Source organism: Peribacillus sp. NPDC097295, from assembly GCF_044761665.1.
GTDB lineage: Bacteria > Bacillota > Bacilli > Bacillales > DSM-1321 > Peribacillus.
On record NZ_JBIWCW010000009.1, the window covers coordinates 80683 to 100421 of the forward strand.

A 19739-nucleotide genomic window follows, 5' to 3' on the forward strand; every position below is an offset into this window, starting at 1 on the left:
TATAAGCAAAACAAATACCCTACTCGATGAGCAAGGGACTACTAACTATAAATTACCTCTCAAAAGGATGACAACATCACCATCAGGAAAACCTAAAATAATATTTTCAAGATTAACCCAAGGAGCTTTCGATAAGTAAAAAATATTAATAACAATATCTTTTAACTCTTCTTTAGTTTCATAGTTGTGGTACAGTTCAAGACAGTACAATTTTTATAAAGATTTTGGAATTCCACTTTCAACGCCTCCTGCGGTAATGATGTATTACTATAATTACCCCAAAAGTCCATCACCAAAAATCATAGAAGAACCATTTTAATTCAAAAAATAACAGCAACCCCCTTCCTCACCCGAAAATGTGAAAAATGATAGATATTACAAGGGTATATGCCCTTACAATTTGTACCTTTTTACATATTATAATCTTATAGAAGACTCGACTAATTATTATGATTTTAGTGAAAAATTTGATGGATTCCAAGTAGACCGCAAAACTGCAAACAGAAATTAACAATAACGAATAACGATATTGTAGATATTTTTGATTCAAGTATTGATAACAGCAATTTTATTAATGGAGGAATAATTTAATGTCACACAAAATCAAAGTTCGGAAAGGTTTAAAAGAAGATTTACCAACATTAGATGTTGGTGAGTTTGGTTACTGTATGGACACTAAAGAGTTATTCATTGGTACTTCCAAAACAGGAAATAAATTAATAAATATTGTTAGTAGCAAAGGTTCTTCTGAGAATGGGTCACCGAATGATATCATTAAGAGTGATGGAAATAGAATTGTAATATTTGAGGATACCGATTTAAGAAAACTATTGGTTGAAATAGGTATTGATAGTGCAGCAAATGAAATATTAACTGCGTCAGGATTAATAAAAATTTTATCCGGACAAAATGATCCGAAAACTTTGAATGGATTATTGATTATAACCGGTTTTAATATCCCTAAGGAAACAAAAAATTTTGAAAGTAATAAATTTGAGGTTGACCACACTGCAAGTAATGACTCAAATAGATTAATTAAAAGTACCGGTAGTAAGATAATGACCTCATCTGGCTCCACAACAACACCTTCAGATGGTGATATTATAGAATTTCATGATGTAAATTGGACCTCTGTCGAAGATACAATGATTAGCAAAAACCAATCCTTTTACGTAATTGAGCTTCTAAGGTGGGGGATTACTCAAGGATCTTTTGGAAAACCTCCTTACACAGCAGAACAATGGAAAATCGCATACAATAACATTCTTGGATTTAATCAAGCTCTTAAGTATGCGAATGATAATGGATTAACAAGAATTGTTGTTCCTATCGGCACATATAGTTTTTGTTATACCAACCTTAGTGGGGCATCTGAAATTTACGCAATGGTAAACACCCCCATAAATTTATTCAGTAACCAAACTCTAGATTTAAACGGGTCTACCTTCGAGGTTATGTACGACTCAATTAATAAAAACCCTTATGATAAATCACCATTAACAACGCCAGCATGGAAGTTAAGTGGAGAATTAATTCGAATCGATAATGTTTCATATGCTCAAGTGTTAAACGGAATAATAGTGGGTGATATCCCTAATAGAAGCTTTTCTGATGGGGGAAATGGTTTTAATTCTGAAAAAGGAATGGAACAAACCTATGGCATTAAAATAGAATCTGGTGCACATTTCATTTCTATTAAACATATAGATGTTTCGATGTTTATGGGAGATGGAATAATAATAGGATCTTATCCTACCAAAACAGGAAAATGGAATCTAAATCCCTCAGACATTAAAGCATATCCCGGATATGTTGATTCAAAAGGTAAAATTGTACAAACCCTCGCAGGAGCTTATCTATCTAATAAATTTCCAATCATACAAGGAGAACATACACAGCTGCAAATGAGAACTAGTGGTGGTTATACACGGATACCCCTTATTGCAAACAGGACATTTGAATACATCTTTTACAATTCAAAAGATGTAGTAATAGCTAGAAAGAAAGCGGTTTATCTACAAATCGTAACAGTACCTCATGACACTGCTTATATAAGATTACAATTTATTAATGAAGCAATAGGTCTTGCCAACATTGAGATTTCATATTCTATAACAAAACCTCAGGCACATCGTGTTACCATTTACGGGTGTACTGTGCACGATAATCATAGAGGTGGTATAAGTGGCGGAGCAGATTTCACCTATATATCTTATAATAAGATTTACCACAACGGAATGGATTCAGGGTTAAACATACCCTTATTCCCTGATTCGACTAGATACGCCATAAACTTTGAAGACAGCTACAGTAACTATGCAATAATAGAGAATAACCATATATTCTCAGGGTTTAATGGAATACTGATGGGAGTTTATCACGGTAGAATAGTAGGTAATATAGTTAGTGAAATTGGTGGTGTTATTGTATACAATAACGCTAACATGATTATAGATGGCAACGTGTTCTATGAGAGTAGTGGATTACAGATAACCAATTCTGTTGCTACACAAGAAAGAGATATTCTTTTCATTAACAATACCGTCAACTCGACAGCAATGACAGTTACAGCAACAAGGGCTAAAACTAGGGTTAGACTTATTAATAATATACTAAATATAGACGCCTTAAGTTCCTCAGGTAACGTTGAGTTTATAGGAAATAATCTTAAAAGCTACACAGGGTCCTCATATACGGGGTACACCAATATAACGATTGATAATATAAAAAGGTGTACAGGTAATACGTTTGAAGATTTCAATTATGGCTCACATTATAGGGTTTCGGTGATGAAACCAAAAGATTCTACGAGTTATATATGTGACAACGTGTTTAGATCAGTTTCTTTCAATTCAAATAATCTAGCAAATGACATTGAATTCCAAAACTCTGAGTTTTATAACTGTTCGGTTACTGCCCAAATCGTTGATGCAACTCTTTCACACAGCATATTATTCAATAATTGTCTTTTCCAAGATAGTATGGTGATAATGGGTGGTCCATATATTAACAACACAACAATAGGAGCTATTACTGGAAAAACAACGTTCAACAACTGTAAAATTAACTTTACACCAAACTATACTGGTGCTTATTTAATGGGTATTAGCGACAATATAAAAATTACTAGTTATCTAGAAGGTATTGTCCCAAGAAAATATGAATTAGATATCATCGACACCGAATTAATACACCAATCAAAGTCAGTTACTACAATAATTAAGTATTACAACACAGATAGCAACTTCGATATTAATAATTATAAAAACGTTAATATAGTAGACTCTAAAATACGAGTCTCGGACATTTCTAACTTTCGATTATTTTTCAGCACAAATCCTAACATTTATACCAACTCTGCAATAATTAACAACACCACTTTTGAAGGGTTTAGTGGGTTCCCTACCCCAGCCTATGGAAGCATAGAAGTCTATACTCCAGTATACGTATCTAGGAGTTCAGTACTACCTACATCAGGGATATTTGTGGTTGGTCAAAAAGTAGAAAACAAAAATATTATTGCTGGCGGATTTCTCGGTTGGATATGTGTTAAATCTGGATATGCCAATACCAATCCATGGACAGCTCATAAAGCATACGTCATTAATACTTTTGTTCATTCAGATAACAAAGTCTATAAAGCTACAATGGCAGGAACATCAGGAATTGTAGCACCTAACCATACAACAGGAAAATCTAATGACGGGGGAGTTACCTGGGAGTATGTAGGGGTTTTGGCTGAGTTTAGAACGTATGGGGTAATTTCAAATTAAAACTTTTATACTCTTTATTTGAGATTTAAGCAGTGGATTTGAGTCAATATTTTGGACACACAAAAGTTAAATCTTAAGCTGTATTCCTAATTTGATCTTCAATCGCTTGTGGGGTTTGGTATAAAACTACAATGAATCCTTTTTCTGTTATACCATCCCTCAATAAATTGGAACATCGCTAATTTTGCCGTTTGGTAGTCTTGATATTGAACGTGGTTCACTTCTACTTCTTTTAATATTGCATGAAAGGATTTCGATACAGGTATTATCATACGGGCACTTTTTCTTGCTAAAGGATTGCTTAATATGATGATTTTAATATGTTGAGTAAACTCACCACTTATATATTGTGAGCCAAGATCCGTTATGAAGAACTAAGCCCTCCGCGGGATTTTGTGAAGTGTGTGCGTGATTAAAAGCTTGAATAACCAGTTCAGTCATCACAGTCGTCATAGAACAGGAAAATTAATAGCCTACTAGTTTCTAGAATGAAGATCCAATACAAGAAGCTAAATAACACCATCCGTCTTTAAACGTATGAATATACGTAATACCGGCTGCCCATTTCTCATTAATAGTTGGGTGGTAAAATTTCGTTCGAACAAATTCTCTAATTGTATTACCTTTTCTTTAGATCGATAAGGACTGTATTTTTTCTTAGTGATTGAACGGATCTCTATCTTACTCATTAAGCGCTGAATACGCTTTAGACTTAGGCTAAAGCCTTTGGATACTAAGATTTCATGTATCTTGGGAGCACCATAGCGACCCTTGCTTTCAAAGTAAACAAGATGAAATGAATTTCTTTCGTTAGTTCATTGTTTCTCTGTTCGTGATTGGATACGACAAGTTGAAGAGACTGATAATGACTGCTTCTTGGGATTTTTATACTTCACACTTTTTCTTTACGGGATATTGGTTTTTGTGTTCCTAGATAAGTTCGGTAAGATCTGTCTCGGTTACTCTTTGGCGAATATGGCTATAGCCTTATTTAAGATTTTAATTTCCTGCTTTAACCGAAGGTTTTCTTTCTGTATGGGGCCAAGTTCTATCGGAGTCATGGACTCATTCCCTAAATCAATAGGGGTAAATTCTTTAAATCACTTATAAATCGTTACGTCAGATACGCATATTCGCCACTTAATTCTCTTATTGAATTACCCGAGTGATAAGGATCCACAATGATATTCTTGAACTCATTATTATATTTCCTGCCTATATGCTTACGTTCCAAGCCGAACACATCCTCTCAAAAATCATTGTAAGGATTTAACTAAAGTGTGTCCATGAGACTATACTAACTCCATTACTTATTAACTCTTTAAAAATTATAGCCTCAAATTACATTTTTACTAGAGATTGAACTAAATCAAGTGATTGTCAAGAAGATAACCAATTAATGGAATTCTATTATGGAGATTTCAGATTTATTTAAGTAACTTGATTCTTAATTCTTAACCTAAACTTTTGATAAAAACTTTTTGCTGGTAGAATGAATAAATTTTTTTCATAATTATTCATTGCTGTAAACCACATAAACAAAAAATATAGAATAGAAAATAAAATAATTTTACCAACTAAAACTAACCATAAATTTGCTATTAGTACTTTATTAATAGTCGCCCCATAAATTATACTTAATACTAATGGGAAACTCATAAAAAGGATATTCCCCCAAAACTTTGGTATATTTAATTTGATTTTTTTCCAGTAATAAAAATTTATTATTATTATATTCCCTAAAGTAAACGATATTGCTGTGGCAATAGCACAACCGATTACTCCCCAAAATTGAACAAAGATAATACTAATAATTACATTTAAAACTGCAATAAAAATGTTAACTATTGATTTAAAACCTTGCATATTTTTGGCTTGAAGTATCACCCCTCCCATCCCTTGAATAAGTGAAACGATCATAGGCACCAAAATAATAAGAGCAATAATATAAGAAACCTGATACTCTTTACCAACCCATAAATTGATAAATTCTTGTCCAAAAACAATAAACCCGCTTAAAGCAAAAGATATAATTATATATTGCACTCTACCTATCCTAATAAATAGATTAGACAATTCATTATTAGATGCCCCCTTAATTACCATTCCAGAAACACGAGATAAAAATACATTTGATATTGCCGAAGAAAAGCCTGAGAAATAACCAGTAAAAGAAGCCCCAATAGCATAAACAGATACAGCAACAGTACCGCTATAAATCCCAAGGATTACTTGGTCGGTTGATGTATATAGTTGACTGATGACTAAATTCAAAAAAATATATGAAGAAAAAATAATAATCTCTTTGAGTAATTTGGAATCAAATTTACCAAATGATATTTTTATTTTCAAAGTTTTAAAACAATAATGAATGTTAAGAGCTATAAACAAAAAATTTAAGAATGTCGTCACAATTGCCATAGCTATGGATCCATAACCCATTAATAGCAAGGGCAATATAAGAAGTGGGTTTATTATAGATGAAACAATCACAATTATTTTTTGAAAGATAAACTTTTCATGAGCCAAAACTATTACACTGAACACGCCTAGCCCAATTCCTGTAGAGATATTAAAAACCATTATACTCATCAGTAATTTAAGTTTGTGAATCTCTTCTATATTTAATGAGCTAGAAAAAAACAAATCTGTATTTAAGATTAAAAGAATCCCCAAGACTAAGGCAATTAACCCCAAAGTTAAGTAAATCTTTATAAATAAGCCATATAAATTAGAGCATCCTTTTTCATCATTTAATGCTTTATATTTAGCTGTATATCTTATTACTGCATTGCCTAAACCAAAGTTTAAAATCCCAACAAATCCTGCTGCTGAACTAGCTAAACTATATAAGCCATATTCTGATTGACCAAGTAAATTTAACATTACTGGGGTATACATTATTGAGATAAAAATGTTAATGCAGAGTGCAACATAAGATAAACTTGCACCTGCCTTTAGCTGATTTTTCATAGTATAACCTTCCATCCTATATAAAAAATTCGAATCAGAACATTATAGTTAAATATTCACTATTTGCTTCATCCCATTTTTCGTATCATTCGATTCTGCTGCCAAATTATTAGTGAAGTGTTTACATATAGTTTTGTTGTTTATTAATTTTACAATAGCTTGATAAATTTCATCTTCATCACATTTTACTATTAGACCTGTTACTCCATTTTTTATTTGTTCCTTTGCTCCGGTAAAATTTGTAGTAATTATAGGTTTATTCAAGCATCTTGCTTCAGCAAGAGTAATGCAATAACCTTCATGTCTAGATGGTTGAACGTAAATATCGCAATTTTTTATATATGGATAGGGATTTGGATCGGCGCCTAAAAGAATAAAATGATCATTTAAGTTATTTCTTTGTATTTGTTTTTCATAATTCACTCTTGAATTACCTTCTCCAACACAATACCATCTTGCTTTATAACCATTTTGTATTAATTTGGTTAAAGATTGAATTGCTATATCTTGTCCTTTTTCAATATTAAGCCTACCAACTGTTAAGATTTTTATCCCATCAAATTCGTCATTAAACCCTCTTCCCATTTCAGCTTGGGATTTAATTAACTCTGGTGAAATAATATTTAAAAAAACCTTTGTTTTTTCTTCTAAGAAAGGAAGTATATTTAATAAATGCTTCTTGCCTTCTTTAGATACAACGAAAATTCCATCGAACTTTTTATAGAACTTACTTGCAAAGAACCTATTAAAGCTTATATGATTTATATCAAAATGAATCCATTGTAATTTTTTTTTAGCTTTAATGTTATTTAAAACAAAATAGCTTATGAACTCCATAGGACCTGCATATGCTACAGCTATATCATATTCTTCATTTACTATTACAAAATCTCTTAAAATATATTTATAAAATAAACTTCTTTCTTTCATAACCTTAGATATAAAATAAAAAAATATCATTATAAACGATTTAATAATACGTCCCTTCTTCATATAATCTAACGCAATTATATGAAGTGGTTTATTCATTAAATATTCTATATCTTTATATTCTTTTACGTATTCAACTCTAACTCCATTAGGAATAAATTTTATAAAGTCGCCATATTTCTCCAACATCAAAATAGTAATAGCATAATTATTTTTAGAAAGCTCTGAAACCATATTTAATAGTGCTTTTTCTGTTCCGCCTATATTCATATTTATTAACATGAAAACTATCTTCTTTTTCAACTTTACACCTCTTTCCCCGTTAGTCGTTAATTAGTTGATAGATTTTTTCTAACTCTTCTACATTCCCTTTTTTCTCCTTTTTTAAATATTCTTTAATCTCACTTCTTAATTCCAAATCGTTTATTAATGTTACTATTCCTTCACATACAGCTTCTGCGTTCATATCCACTACCAAGCCATTTTTCTTATTTACCATTTGATTGTAAACTGCGTCAAAGCTAGTTGTAACCACTGGAATATTTAACATTCTTGCTTCTGCAATAGCTAACCCGAACCCTTCATGCCTAGAAGTTTGGACATATATATCAGAATCTTTAATGAAAGGATATGGATTTGCTTCAACACCTAATAAAATAAAATCTTCTGTTAACCCAGCTGTTCTAATTTGTTCTTCTATTTCTTCCTTTAAAATACCTTTTCCTAGAGAATACCACCTAAATTTCACCCCACTTTCTTTAAGCATTTTGCAAGCCGCTAGAGCAATATCGTACCCCTTATTCTGATCAAGTCTTCCTATAGTAAGTATCCGGATTCCCTTAAAATTATCGTTATAACTTTTTCCAACACCTGACATTTTCATTATTGAATCTGCATTATTAATATCATAAATAACTTTAGTTATAGCTGTATATTGATTAAATGTTTCAATAAATATTTCTTTTGTCGATTCAGATACAGCCACTATTTTATCAAATTGGTCATAATATCTTTGATGAAATTCCTTTTCCACTTCATCCAACCGGTTACTTACATTTACCCATGCGAATTTTTTGGTTGCTTTTATTTTCTCTGCAACATAAAAAGTAGGAATGCCTTGCGCATAACTTATTGCAATATCGTAGTTAGTTGAATCTTCTTCAATAACCTTTGAAATGTTCTCCCAAAAAATCCTTGCCTTTTGAGAATGATTGTATTTACGTACCCTGATCTTAAGCGAATAAGTAAATCTGGATAATAGAGATTTCACATTGAATTTCCTAATTGAATAAATGCATGCTTTTTTAAGACTCATTTTAGAAAATTCGGTGTATTCCAAAGGTTTTAAGATATTCACTTCATTTGGAACTAATTCTTCTAGTATGTGTCCATGTGCAAAAAGTCTTAAATCTACTGAGTATATCTCATAATCAAAAGCAGACAATAATGAAATTAAACTCTTTTCAGCACCTGCACAATCTAATGAATCTATTACAAACAAAACTCTTTTTTTTTTCATATTTTCACTCACTTTAATTAAAATTAGATTAGGGAATTAAGTAGCAATTTTTGATTTGACAAAGGTACCTAATTTTTCAAAATGCCGTTCCGATTCTTTGGAAATAATATTTAAATCATTTGTGTTATTTATAACCTTCTTAATTGTATTTTCATCATATTGTAAATGAAGTTCATCCATGCTCACTAAAATATTATCAAAATTAATATCTCGCAACATATTTTCAGTTTTTTGGCTATATATTATAGGTACTAATCCAGTCTTAGATAATAAGCCTAATATATTAGCATGAAAACGTGCAGCAATAAATATATTAAAGGTACTTATTAACTTGAGAGCTTCTTCGATATTCCCCTCATAACTATAAACAGATATGTTTTTTCTTAATTCCGAAGAAATATTTGATTTTATTGTCTTAATAACTTTTAAATCTCCTTCATGCTCGCAAAAGGACATAAGAGTACATTCATATCCTTCTTCCATAAACATTTCTATCGATTTAACCGTACTTTTTATATATTCATTGTAATAATTCGATAATCCATGCTTATGCCTAACGTCAATAATTGAAAAACCTACTCTTTTTTTACTAACTTTAATTAAGAAAGAGGATAAATCCATTTGAAAAACAATATCTGGGGCATATCTAACATTAGGGAAACCTTTAAACAAATTATAAGAAAACGTATCTCTAAAACAAACATCATCACACAATTTAAAAAAAGCTATATAGTCATTTAGGAATTTTTCAGTAATATATGGTCCAAAATTAGACCCTATAACAAATACAGATTTTTGTTTTTGTTTAAATTCATGGACCATTTGTATTCTTTCTTTATACAAAGTATCGTGATATTCTTCTTCTCTAAAGATTGATCCACCTATAAATATTAGAGCATCATACTCATCAGCTAGTTTATTATAGTTATTTATATAATTTATAAGTTTCAAACGCTGACCAATTTTTTTAAATAAATTGTACTGTCTTCTTTTGATATTTGGATACTGTTTAATAAATTTGTCGTAATTTTTTCCGAGATAATTAATTGTAAATTCTGTCTCAGGATATTTCTTGGCCAGTATGTCTAAAAATAAATCATCTCCTAAATTGAATTGTAAATAAATATCAACTAAGACTTTTTTCACTTAAATCTCCACCAATAAATTCATATTTGAAGTATTTCATTTTATTCAATAACACTCCATAAATAAAAAAACATATTAACAAATCTTTTTTCAAAAAGAAAATATACGGTTTATAAAGAACTTTTCTAGTTGAAAATTGATATTTATATTTTTTAATATAAGGAATATCTAAAACTTTCCTTAATATAGGAACCTTTCTTTTTTCATTTGCATTTAACATTAGATAATCAGCAGTATTTAATACGGCATTTAATGTTCTTTCAGTTACTATATTGTTTATTTTTTTATTATCATAACTAACACGACTAAGTATTTTTTCAATATTTTCACAAACAGAAATGCTGTTTTCAAGATGATCTATTGAAATATTTGCACTTATGCTACTTTCATTCAGTCTATTATAATTATATAAATATTTTTTTATAGATTTAAATGACCTAGAGTGTATTACATATTCTAGAGTAAATATAAGATCTTCAGACATATAAATGTTATTATTTAGTCTTAAATCATTTTTGTTTATTATTTCTTTTTTGAATATTTTACTCCAAAGTACACCGCCTGTACCCCCACAAATCATAGCTAATAATTCATTAAATGGAATATTACCTTCCATATTAAAATCCGTGTGATCGATTATTCCATATTTAGAATAGTCTTTATATCCACAACACACTAAGTCGACTTTAGAATTAATCATGGTAGTTAATAAATATTCAATATAATATTTATCAACCGTATCATCCGAATCAATAAAAACTAAATAATCACCTGTAGAATTTACAATCCCTTTATTACGAGCCTCAGAAGGTCCACTGTTAATTTGTGATAAATAAAGAATTCGCTCATCTTTTTCTCTATAGGTTTTTATAACCTTCTCACTTTTATCAGTTGAGCCATCGTTCACAATTACTACTTCAATATTCCTATAACTTTGTGAAAGAATACTTTCTATACATTTTGATATATATTTTTCGTTATTAAAAACAGGAACTATTACACTGACTTTTGGAATCATTACAACCTCCACTTAAAAACAATTTGAGTTGTATCGTTAAAAAAGTTTATTCTTTTTGATATACGCTTCTTAGTTTAGCTATATTATCACCACCTATGATATGGGATAATATTTTCTTAAATTGACTCTTGAATTTTATGCTTGCAGGAAGCCAGCTTTTATAAAAATGATGCATTACATATGTCTCATCAGTGATAAATTTCCGACAATTAATATAGTCATAGGGTGAAAAATAGGTTTGTGGATAAAACACTCCAATATTTTCAATTTCTTGATACTCTCCATTTTTTATTAAACCTAGTTCTTCTAATAATTTTGTGACAATTGCTACATTTGTTAATTGATCTAAACTATGATCTTCTTTTATAAAACTTTTCTTCTCATATGAATCAAGAAATCTTTTTATTAGCTTATTTCCTTTTGTTGCACCAATTGTACTGGTCGCAATATAATTTTCTTGTTCAAATCCCCAAAATGATTCATGGTAAAGTAAATCATCGAGAGGTTTAAAAACTTCTACGTCAGTATCCAAGTAAATACCACCGATATGAAATAATGCATAAACACGAACATAATCACTGACAAAAGCAAATTTTTCAGCCTCATATGCTTCTTGAACATAAGCATTTATATTTAACTTAAAGTTATCTTCATTCCATTCAATAATTTCATATTCTGAAAGATGTATACTCCAACTTTCCATGCATTTCTTTACAATATCAGGCTTGTCTTTTCTACCAAACCAACAGTAATGAATTACTTTCGGTATTTGATTTACAATCATAGATTTAATCCCTCTTATTTTGCCATTTTATAAATTCAATTAATGGTTTATATTGTTGAATCTGATCTTTTTCAATCCCATTTCTCTTTAACTCATGCACAAAGTCAATCCATTCTTTTTCTAAATAGCAGGGTGCATCATTTGTGACTTTTTCTTTAATAAGCGAAACTAAATCCACATTCAATACATTTGCAATTTTCTCCATTACTTGTACTGAGGGATTTCGGTTAAGGTTACGTTCTATATTACTGAGATACGATTTGGATATTTTTGCCTGTTCAGCAAGTTCAGATAAGGTATACCCTCTTTTCTTACGCAATTCTGCAATGTTTTTTCCAATCATTTGATTACCTCTTCGTTCTTTTTTACCCATTTTCAGCTGGATTCCTGATGGATAGCAGGGTGTAATTCATCCATTTATTGCATTTTTTATTGAATGGATGACTCTCATTTGATCGTCTCGAGTCATACTTGACCCAGATGGCAAACAGATTCCAGAAAAAAATAAATGTTCAGAAACATTAGATTCTCTATCATGAGAGTAATAGTCATTACCCTGAAAAAGTGGTTGTAGGTGAAGTGGTTTCCAGACATGTCTTGCTTCAATATTTTCATCTTCCAGAGATTGCAGTAATTTTTTTATCGAAATTCCACATTCACCTTCATTAATAGTTAATGCCGTCAACCATCGATTTGATCTAGTATTTTCTAATTCGGGCATAAACTTTAATCCAGATAAATTAGCCAATTCTTGATAGTACAGATCATAAACTGCTCTTCTGGCTTTTATTCTATCCTCCAAAACCTCTAATTGCCCTCTACCAATCCCTGCAAGAATATTACTCATCCGGTAATTGTACCCAACCTCACTATGCTGATAATGAGGAGCATCATCTTTTGCTTGAGTGGCTAAAAAGCGAGCATGTTGTAATGCATTGGTATCGTTAGAAATCACCGCGCCACCACCTGATGTTGTAATGATTTTATTTCCGTTGAAAGAGTAAATTCCGAATTTCCCAAATGTCCCACTTGCTTTTCCTTTGTATGTGGCGCCCAGTGACTCTGCTGCGTCTTCGATTATTGAAACTTCGTACTGATTACAAATTGTTATTAGTTCATCCATTTTTGCCGGTTGACCGTATAGATTAACAATAATGACGGCTTTAGGAAGTTTACCGGTATTAGAGGCTTCTCTTAATGCTCTTTCTAAAGCATTAGGTGACATATTCCAAGTTTCTGGTTCAGAATCAATGAAAATAGGTTTAGCATTTAGATAAAGAATTGGATTTGCAGTTGCCACAAATGTAAGACTCGAGCAAAAAACTGTATCTCCTTTTTTTACGTCTAATAAAGAAAGAGCCAAATGAATCGCTGCTGTTCCAGAGCTGACTGCAACTGCTTCTTTGACTTCCACATATTCTGCTAAATCTTTTTCAAAAGCATCAAGATTTGGACCCAATGGGGCAATCCAATTTGTCTCAAATGCTTCTTTAATATACTTATCTTCATTTCCGCTCATATGGGGAGATGAAAGTAAAATACGTTTTTTTATTGATGTATTTATCATTCTATGCCCCTTCACTATTATTTTATTTTAATAAAAATAATTATCCGGATTTAATTTAAAGCTTTTGCATAATTTTTTCCACTATGAAATTACTTCATGGAATTTTATAGGTCTCGCAGGTGAGCCAACCGCAGTACAATTTGATGGGATATCTTTTATTATCGTTGCACCGGCACCTATAATAGAGGATGAGCCGACCTTTACATTTGGAATAATGGTACAATTTGTACCTACATCAGCGCATTCTCCTATAAAAACATTACCTGATATATTACAACCCGGTAAAACAGTAACGTAATTTTGTATAATTACATCATGTCCGACTGTAGATGATACATTAATGACTGTAAAATCTCCAATTTGGATATCTGTAGTAATTATGTTACCAGCACAGATTATATTTCCTGTACCTAGCTTGACTGTATCCGACATTATTACGCTAGGATGGATAAGATTAGGAAATTTAACATTTGTCATCTGTAGTCTTTTACTAACTATTTTTCTTTTACTAGGATTACCAATTGCTATAACTATACTAATAGAAGAAATGTATTCTTTTAACCAATTCTCTCCACCTAAAATAGGATAACCGTTTATCAAGTTTCCATGTGTATCTGATAAATCATCTAAAAATCCCAGTATATTCCATTCTTTCTTAAATGAATTAATATTCTTTAGTAATTCTAAAACTTCCCTCCCAAATCCTCCAGAACCATAAATAACTATATCTTTCATTATTTTTTCTCTCCTTATAAAGTTGAATTATTTGTAATATTTTTCATTTTTTAAAGAACTTGACCCCTTAAAAGAAGTCATCGTTACATTTGTCTCTGAATTTACGCCTTCAGACCTAACCACTTTTACTATCGTTAATAATAATATTTTGATATCTAGGGAAAAAGATTGATGATTCACATACCAAACATCTAATTTAAATTTCTCTTCCCATGATATTGCATTTCTCCCATTTACTTGCGCCCATCCAGTAATACCAGGACGAACATGATGACGTTTAGCTTGATCTTCCGTATATAATGGTAAGTATTCCATTAACAGTGGACGTGGTCCGACCAAACTAAGATCACCTTTCACAACATTCACTAACTGAGGTAATTCATCTAGACTTAATTTTCTAAGTATTTTTCCAAATCTAGTTAATCTTTGATGATCAGGTAGGGGTCTTCCATATTCATCGTTTTGATTACTCATGGATCGAAATTTGTAGAGGTTAAAGGGCTTTCCATTTAGACCGGGTCTCATTTGTTTAAAAAGAATAGGTGTCCCAAGATTAAACTTTATTAATATTCCTATTATCAGCACGACTGGGCTAAGGATAAAAAATAAAATAAATGAAATGAGTAAATCAAATGTTCTCTTCATGTTTTCACTTCCGGAATTCATTATTTACCATTTTTTATGACTAATTGTTGTTTGATTTCTTCTATAAAAATAGAAACATTCATATTTTCAGATTCATTGCCCAATTTGTAGACGTGCAATAAAATATCTTTAAATGTTTCCTTTTTTCTTTTTTCTCGCCTCATTCTTTTCACCATTTTTCTAATTATTTGGTATTAAAAAATCCTCGCTTTGTATTAAGCAAGGATTTTTTAATTCTTCATTTTTTGTATACCCATTAGGATTACGAGATTGCCATCTCCAAGAATCCTCACACATATCGTGAATGGTTTTTTTTGCAATCCAGTTTAGTTCTTTTTCTGCTTTTAAAGGATTCGCATAGCAAATGGCAGCATCTCCTGACCTAGGTTGAGTAATTTTAAAGGGGATTTTCACGCCAGTTGCTGTTTCAAACGCTGATACAACTTCTAACACACTATAGCCTTTTCCAGTTCCAAGATTAAAAATATGGATTCCTGTTGATTTTTTTATTTTATCAAGTGCTAATACATGACCTTGTGCAAGATCCACAACATGAATGTAGTCTCTAACACCTGTACCATCTATGGTTGAATAATCTTTCCCATAAATCTGAAGCTCCTCTAATTGTCCCACGGCTACTTTAGTAATATAAGGCATTAGATTATTTGGAATTCCATTAGGATCTTCGCCTATCTCTCCACTTTCATGCGCGCCGATTGGGTTAAAATATCTAAGAATAGAAATTCTCCATTCCGTATCGGAAAAATATAAATCTTGAAGAATTTCTTCAATCATTAATTTAGTCCTTCCGTATGGATTTAATGCTTTTAAAGGAGATCCTTCTGATATAGGTACCTTTTCCGGCATTCCATAAACAGTAGCAGATGAACTAAATACAAGTTTTTTCACCTTGTATTTTTGCATAAGTTCACAGAGGATAATTGTAGATGTAATATTGTTTTCATAATATTTTAAAGGAAAATTAACCGATTCTCCTACTGCTTTCAGTCCAGCAAAATGGATAACGGCTTCAATTTGGTTGTCCTGAAACACCTTTTCTAAAAGATCTTGCTTTAAAAGGTCGATCTGGTAAAACTTGATCAGTTTTCCTGTTAGTTTTGAAACTCGTTTTAATGATTCTGGTTTACTATTAGAAAAATTATCAACCACAATAATTTCATAGCCCTCATTCAAGAGCTCCACGCAAGTATGACTGCCGATGAATCCAGCTCCTCCGGTTATGAGTATTTCCATTAGAATTTGTCCCCCTCATTTATTATTACACTTCAAATAAACGATAAATTTTATCTATTTCATTTTCGTTTCCGTAATCTCTAGAAAGAACATTCGATATCAAAGTCTTTTGCAATTCTTCATTCTTAATTATCTTCCGAAGCCCTCTAACAATTCCATCTTTACCGCACTCTGTAATTAAAGCATCAACACCACTTACAGCCTGGCTTTTAGCGGTAGGAAAATTAGTTATTACAACTGGTTTACCCAGCACTTGTGCTTCACGAATTGTTACCGCTTTACCTTCATAACGTGAAGGTTGAACGTAAATATCACAAGCTTCAATATACGGATATGGATTAGTTTTCTTTCCTAATAAAATAAAATGTTTATCTACACCCAACTCTTTGATCAAATTTCTTAATTCATTTTCAAGTGGTCCATAACCAATTACATACCACTCAATGTCAAATCCCTCCATCAACAATTCTTTACATGCTCTTACTGCTTCATCTAAACCCTTGGCATGTGTTAAACGACCTACTGTTACTAATATCGTTTTCCCAGATAATTTAGTAATTTCTTTTGGAATCTCTGCTCTCGCTTGTTCTCTAACAAAATCGGGAGAAAGAATATTTTCAATTACTGTTGTTTTTTCTTTGAAATCAGGAAAATTATCTAAAAAAGTTTGTGAACATTCTTCAGAAACCACTACTATTTCATCAATTTTGCCCCACATTTTCTTCTCTATTTTCTTATTCACATAAATATTTGAATAGTCGGTATGAATCCACCCAATTTTTTTTTTTGCTTTAACCTTGTCTCCGATAAAATGATGGGGCCATAGAAACCCGATGGCCACATCGTATTCCCTATTAAGCTTTGGCAGATGACGGGTAGATAGTTCCCAACCATACTGAATCGATAAATAACCTGGTTCTTCTACCTTTTTTACTTTTCCATGGACCAGTCCTGAATACTTTGCGATGACTCTAGAAATTGCGATTGGGTAAAAACCATCTTTCAATATTTGATAAATTGATTTTCTAAATGTTGTATAGGAAGGTTCTTCCGGTAATAGAATTGGTCCTTCCGGGATATATGAGAGAAATTCACCTTCATGTTTAAACAATAATAAATCGACGTCATATTTGGTATAATCGATTTGATTTAACAAGCCTATCAAACTTCTTTCAACGCCTCCTATTGCCAAATCAAAGGAAGTTATCAAAATCTTTTTCTTCATTTTTAAAACCTCTTTTTCACGATACTTCATATAATTTTTCCCATTCTCTAACATTTCTCTTTATATCATACCCGTTGGCCAAAATATGTTTAGTAATTGTTGTATTGGTTGTCTCATTTCCTTTATTAATGGATATCAACTACTAAGCACCTTAAAACGGTTAATCACTTTATTTCACTCTATTAAAATAGGCCTTCTAAAATATCGCTTTCATACAAAATATTCAAACTTACTACATTTTCATAAAAGTAAAATACAAAAAATAGAACGAGAATTAAATAATATATTAGTTTTTGATCCTTTTTACTAAAAAACTCAATGATCCAAGAAATTAAAATTAATTGGTATAAGTTAAAATAAATTGAAAACCTTGCAAAGATCCATTGTTGAGTTGAAACTATCATAAAAACCAAACCAAGTAATGCCATATTAACTATATAGTCACTTTTCGGAAATATTTCACGAAGTCTTTCTTTTCCTAAATAGGCTATAAGCAAGGGAGCAGCGCTTACGGCTACTCTGATTACATTCGCTCCCCCTTCATTAAAACTTGAATAGTCACTGTATTGAGTGTCTTCTATAGCTGAAAATAATATGGAAGAGAATTGCTCATAACCCAGAACGATAATGACAGAAAAAGATAACCACGCAAGAGTAGATTTCGTCCAGGCCTTTGTTCTAACTAAAAAATAAATAGGTATAAGAATAAGTGCACTTTGATGAAATGTGGAAGCAAAAAGAACAATCAGTAAATATTTCATGAAATTCCCATTTAATAAATACTTTGTTGCTGTAAAAAAGATGGCTGCCGCAAGCACTTGCCGTATCCCATTCATCGATACCAAATGTAAACCACCAGTAATATAGACAAATGTACTCAATTCGAAAAGGCGCGAGTATTTATATAAAACTACTATAATTAATACATTAGTCACTAAAGCCGTAGTAAATATCATGATCTGAGGATCATTCGAAAAATTCTTTAAAATCATTTGTAAGATTCCAAAGCCCATATCCTTATTTGATAAGATATACTCCCATGTAAAATCATTTTCGGTATACATATTCTTATAGTTAAAGGTGTCTCCTATGTTCGTTCTTAAGCCTGATATACAAACTAAACATAAAACAGTTCCTAAAACCATTATCTTATTTGGTTTAAAAACGTGTAAACCAGTCGGTGTAATAAATGAATATGTAGAAAAATACCTTCCTAAATACGAAAAAATAAATACAATGGCAAGATTAATCCAAAGTATGGTCATTTAATTGATTCCCTTCAATTAACCTGATTCCTAGTTTTACTAACAATAAATACATATAATAGTAAACCTAAAGGAAAGGCAAATATAGTGAGCAATCTTTCAGGCGTTTCAATAAATAGTTTTCGGTTTTTCATAAGAAGATTGCTAGACACATAATGAATGGCCTGCCTATATTTGAAGACCTTTCCTCCAAAAGGCAACTTCATCAGTTCTTTTCGATAGAATGAAAATCCTTTTGGGTTTTTGAGATATTGGTTATACATATTGAGAGAAGAACCATCTGGAAGATATTCAACGTGACAAATAACTTCATTCATTAGTAGCATTTCATATTGCTTATCCAGCATATAGTATTTATATGCTAGCCCAATATACTTCTCATTCTTAAAGATTGGATATGGATATAGCCTCGTCAATTCTGTACGGTACACAAGCTTTTTATCCCCTGTTACACCATATCTGTTATAAAGATTAAACAACGTGGAAGAAGATAGTTTTTCTGGTAGCACTGAACCAATGACTTGATGATCAATTGTTGCGTCTAGTGCTGCGATTCCACTTACATTGGCATTACCATACTTTTTCCAAAACGTCAGGATTTTTTTTACTGCACCATCTGCCATATAGTCGTCTGAGTCTATACAAACATTTAATTCTGTCTCGATTAGTTGATAAGCTGTATTATGTGCCCCATGCATCCCTTGATTTTTTTGCCAGAAATATCTAATTTCTATTTTATTTTCTTTTATCCAATTCTCTACTACCTCTTTTGTATTATCTGTTGATCCATCATCAATAATTAACCAAATAAATTCTTTATTATCCTGTCGGACTAAACTTTGATAACATTTATTAAGGCAATAAGCCCGGTTATAGGTCGGTGTAAATACAGTTAATGTTTTCAT

16 protein-coding genes and 1 pseudogene are annotated in these 19739 nt (G+C 31.3%); 1 reads left to right on the forward strand and 16 read right to left on the reverse strand.

The annotated features are described in order from the left end of the window. The first annotated feature begins 590 nt into the window (after positions 1-590). Complete coding sequence (locus ACIQXN_RS15325) at positions 591-3773, forward strand: hyaluronate lyase N-terminal domain-containing protein (RefSeq protein ID WP_402968191.1); 3183 nt, start codon at positions 591-593, stop codon at positions 3771-3773. Between the two features lie 73 nt (positions 3774-3846). Here ACIQXN_RS15325 and ACIQXN_RS15330 read toward each other — a convergent pair. The 16 genes and pseudogenes from ACIQXN_RS15330 to ACIQXN_RS15400 all read right to left on the reverse strand — a co-directional run bounded on the left by ACIQXN_RS15330 (position 3847) and on the right by ACIQXN_RS15400 (position 19739). After that, positions 3847-4992, reverse strand: a pseudogene (locus ACIQXN_RS15330) (IS3 family transposase). Between the two features lie 212 nt (positions 4993-5204). Further along, entirely contained in the window at positions 5205-6746 is a 1542-nt protein-coding gene (locus ACIQXN_RS15335; protein ID WP_402968194.1) for an oligosaccharide flippase family protein, read from the reverse strand. 48 nt (positions 6747-6794) lie between these two features. After that, complete coding sequence (locus tag ACIQXN_RS15340; RefSeq protein ID WP_402968197.1) at positions 6795-7979, reverse strand: glycosyltransferase; 1185 nt, start codon at positions 7977-7979, stop codon at positions 6795-6797. A gap of 19 nt (positions 7980-7998) precedes the next feature. Continuing rightward, positions 7999-9195, reverse strand: coding sequence for a glycosyltransferase (locus tag ACIQXN_RS15345; RefSeq protein ID WP_402968200.1), 1197 nt, complete (start codon positions 9193-9195; stop codon positions 7999-8001). Between the two features lie 36 nt (positions 9196-9231). Further along, positions 9232-10341 (reverse strand): polysaccharide pyruvyl transferase family protein, encoded by a 1110-nt coding sequence (locus ACIQXN_RS15350; RefSeq protein WP_402968203.1) that lies wholly within the window; start codon positions 10339-10341, stop codon positions 9232-9234. Beyond that, a complete protein-coding gene (locus ACIQXN_RS15355; protein ID WP_402968207.1) occupies positions 10322-11359 on the reverse strand; it encodes a glycosyltransferase family 2 protein in 1038 nt (345 codons plus the stop codon). The genes ACIQXN_RS15350 and ACIQXN_RS15355 overlap by 20 nt, the downstream gene beginning before the upstream one ends. Before the next feature lie 46 nt (positions 11360-11405). After that, complete coding sequence (locus ACIQXN_RS15360; protein WP_402968210.1) at positions 11406-12143, reverse strand: glycosyltransferase family 32 protein; 738 nt, start codon at positions 12141-12143, stop codon at positions 11406-11408. A gap of 4 nt (positions 12144-12147) precedes the next feature. After that, on the reverse strand, positions 12148-12516 hold the full coding sequence (locus ACIQXN_RS15365) for a helix-turn-helix domain-containing protein (protein WP_402968213.1): 369 nt from the start codon (positions 12514-12516) through the stop codon (positions 12148-12150). 36 nt (positions 12517-12552) lie between these two features. Continuing rightward, on the reverse strand, positions 12553-13710 hold the full coding sequence (locus tag ACIQXN_RS15370; RefSeq protein WP_402968216.1) for a DegT/DnrJ/EryC1/StrS family aminotransferase: 1158 nt from the start codon (positions 13708-13710) through the stop codon (positions 12553-12555). An 81-nt stretch (positions 13711-13791) separates the two neighbouring features. Then, entirely contained in the window at positions 13792-14445 is a 654-nt protein-coding gene (locus tag ACIQXN_RS15375) for an acetyltransferase (RefSeq protein WP_402968219.1), read from the reverse strand. Between the two features lie 27 nt (positions 14446-14472). Next, complete coding sequence (locus ACIQXN_RS15380) at positions 14473-15090, reverse strand: sugar transferase (RefSeq protein WP_402968222.1); 618 nt, start codon at positions 15088-15090, stop codon at positions 14473-14475. 20 nt (positions 15091-15110) lie between these two features. Next, positions 15111-15266, reverse strand: coding sequence for a YwzD family small protein (locus ACIQXN_RS21560; protein ID WP_483878343.1), 156 nt, complete (start codon positions 15264-15266; stop codon positions 15111-15113). Between the two features lie 4 nt (positions 15267-15270). Beyond that, positions 15271-16344, reverse strand: coding sequence for a UDP-glucose 4-epimerase GalE (gene galE / locus ACIQXN_RS15385; protein WP_402968225.1), 1074 nt, complete (start codon positions 16342-16344; stop codon positions 15271-15273). A 25-nt stretch (positions 16345-16369) separates the two neighbouring features. Next, entirely contained in the window at positions 16370-17599 is a 1230-nt protein-coding gene (locus ACIQXN_RS15390) for a glycosyltransferase (RefSeq protein WP_402968228.1), read from the reverse strand. Between the two features lie 152 nt (positions 17600-17751). Further along, positions 17752-18834 carry an EpsG family protein gene (locus ACIQXN_RS15395; protein WP_402968231.1) on the reverse strand — a complete coding sequence of 361 codons (1083 nt, stop codon included), beginning with the start codon at positions 18832-18834 and terminating at the stop codon, positions 17752-17754. A gap of 14 nt (positions 18835-18848) precedes the next feature. After that, positions 18849-19739 (reverse strand): glycosyltransferase family 2 protein, encoded by an 891-nt coding sequence (locus ACIQXN_RS15400; RefSeq protein ID WP_402968234.1) that lies wholly within the window; start codon positions 19737-19739, stop codon positions 18849-18851.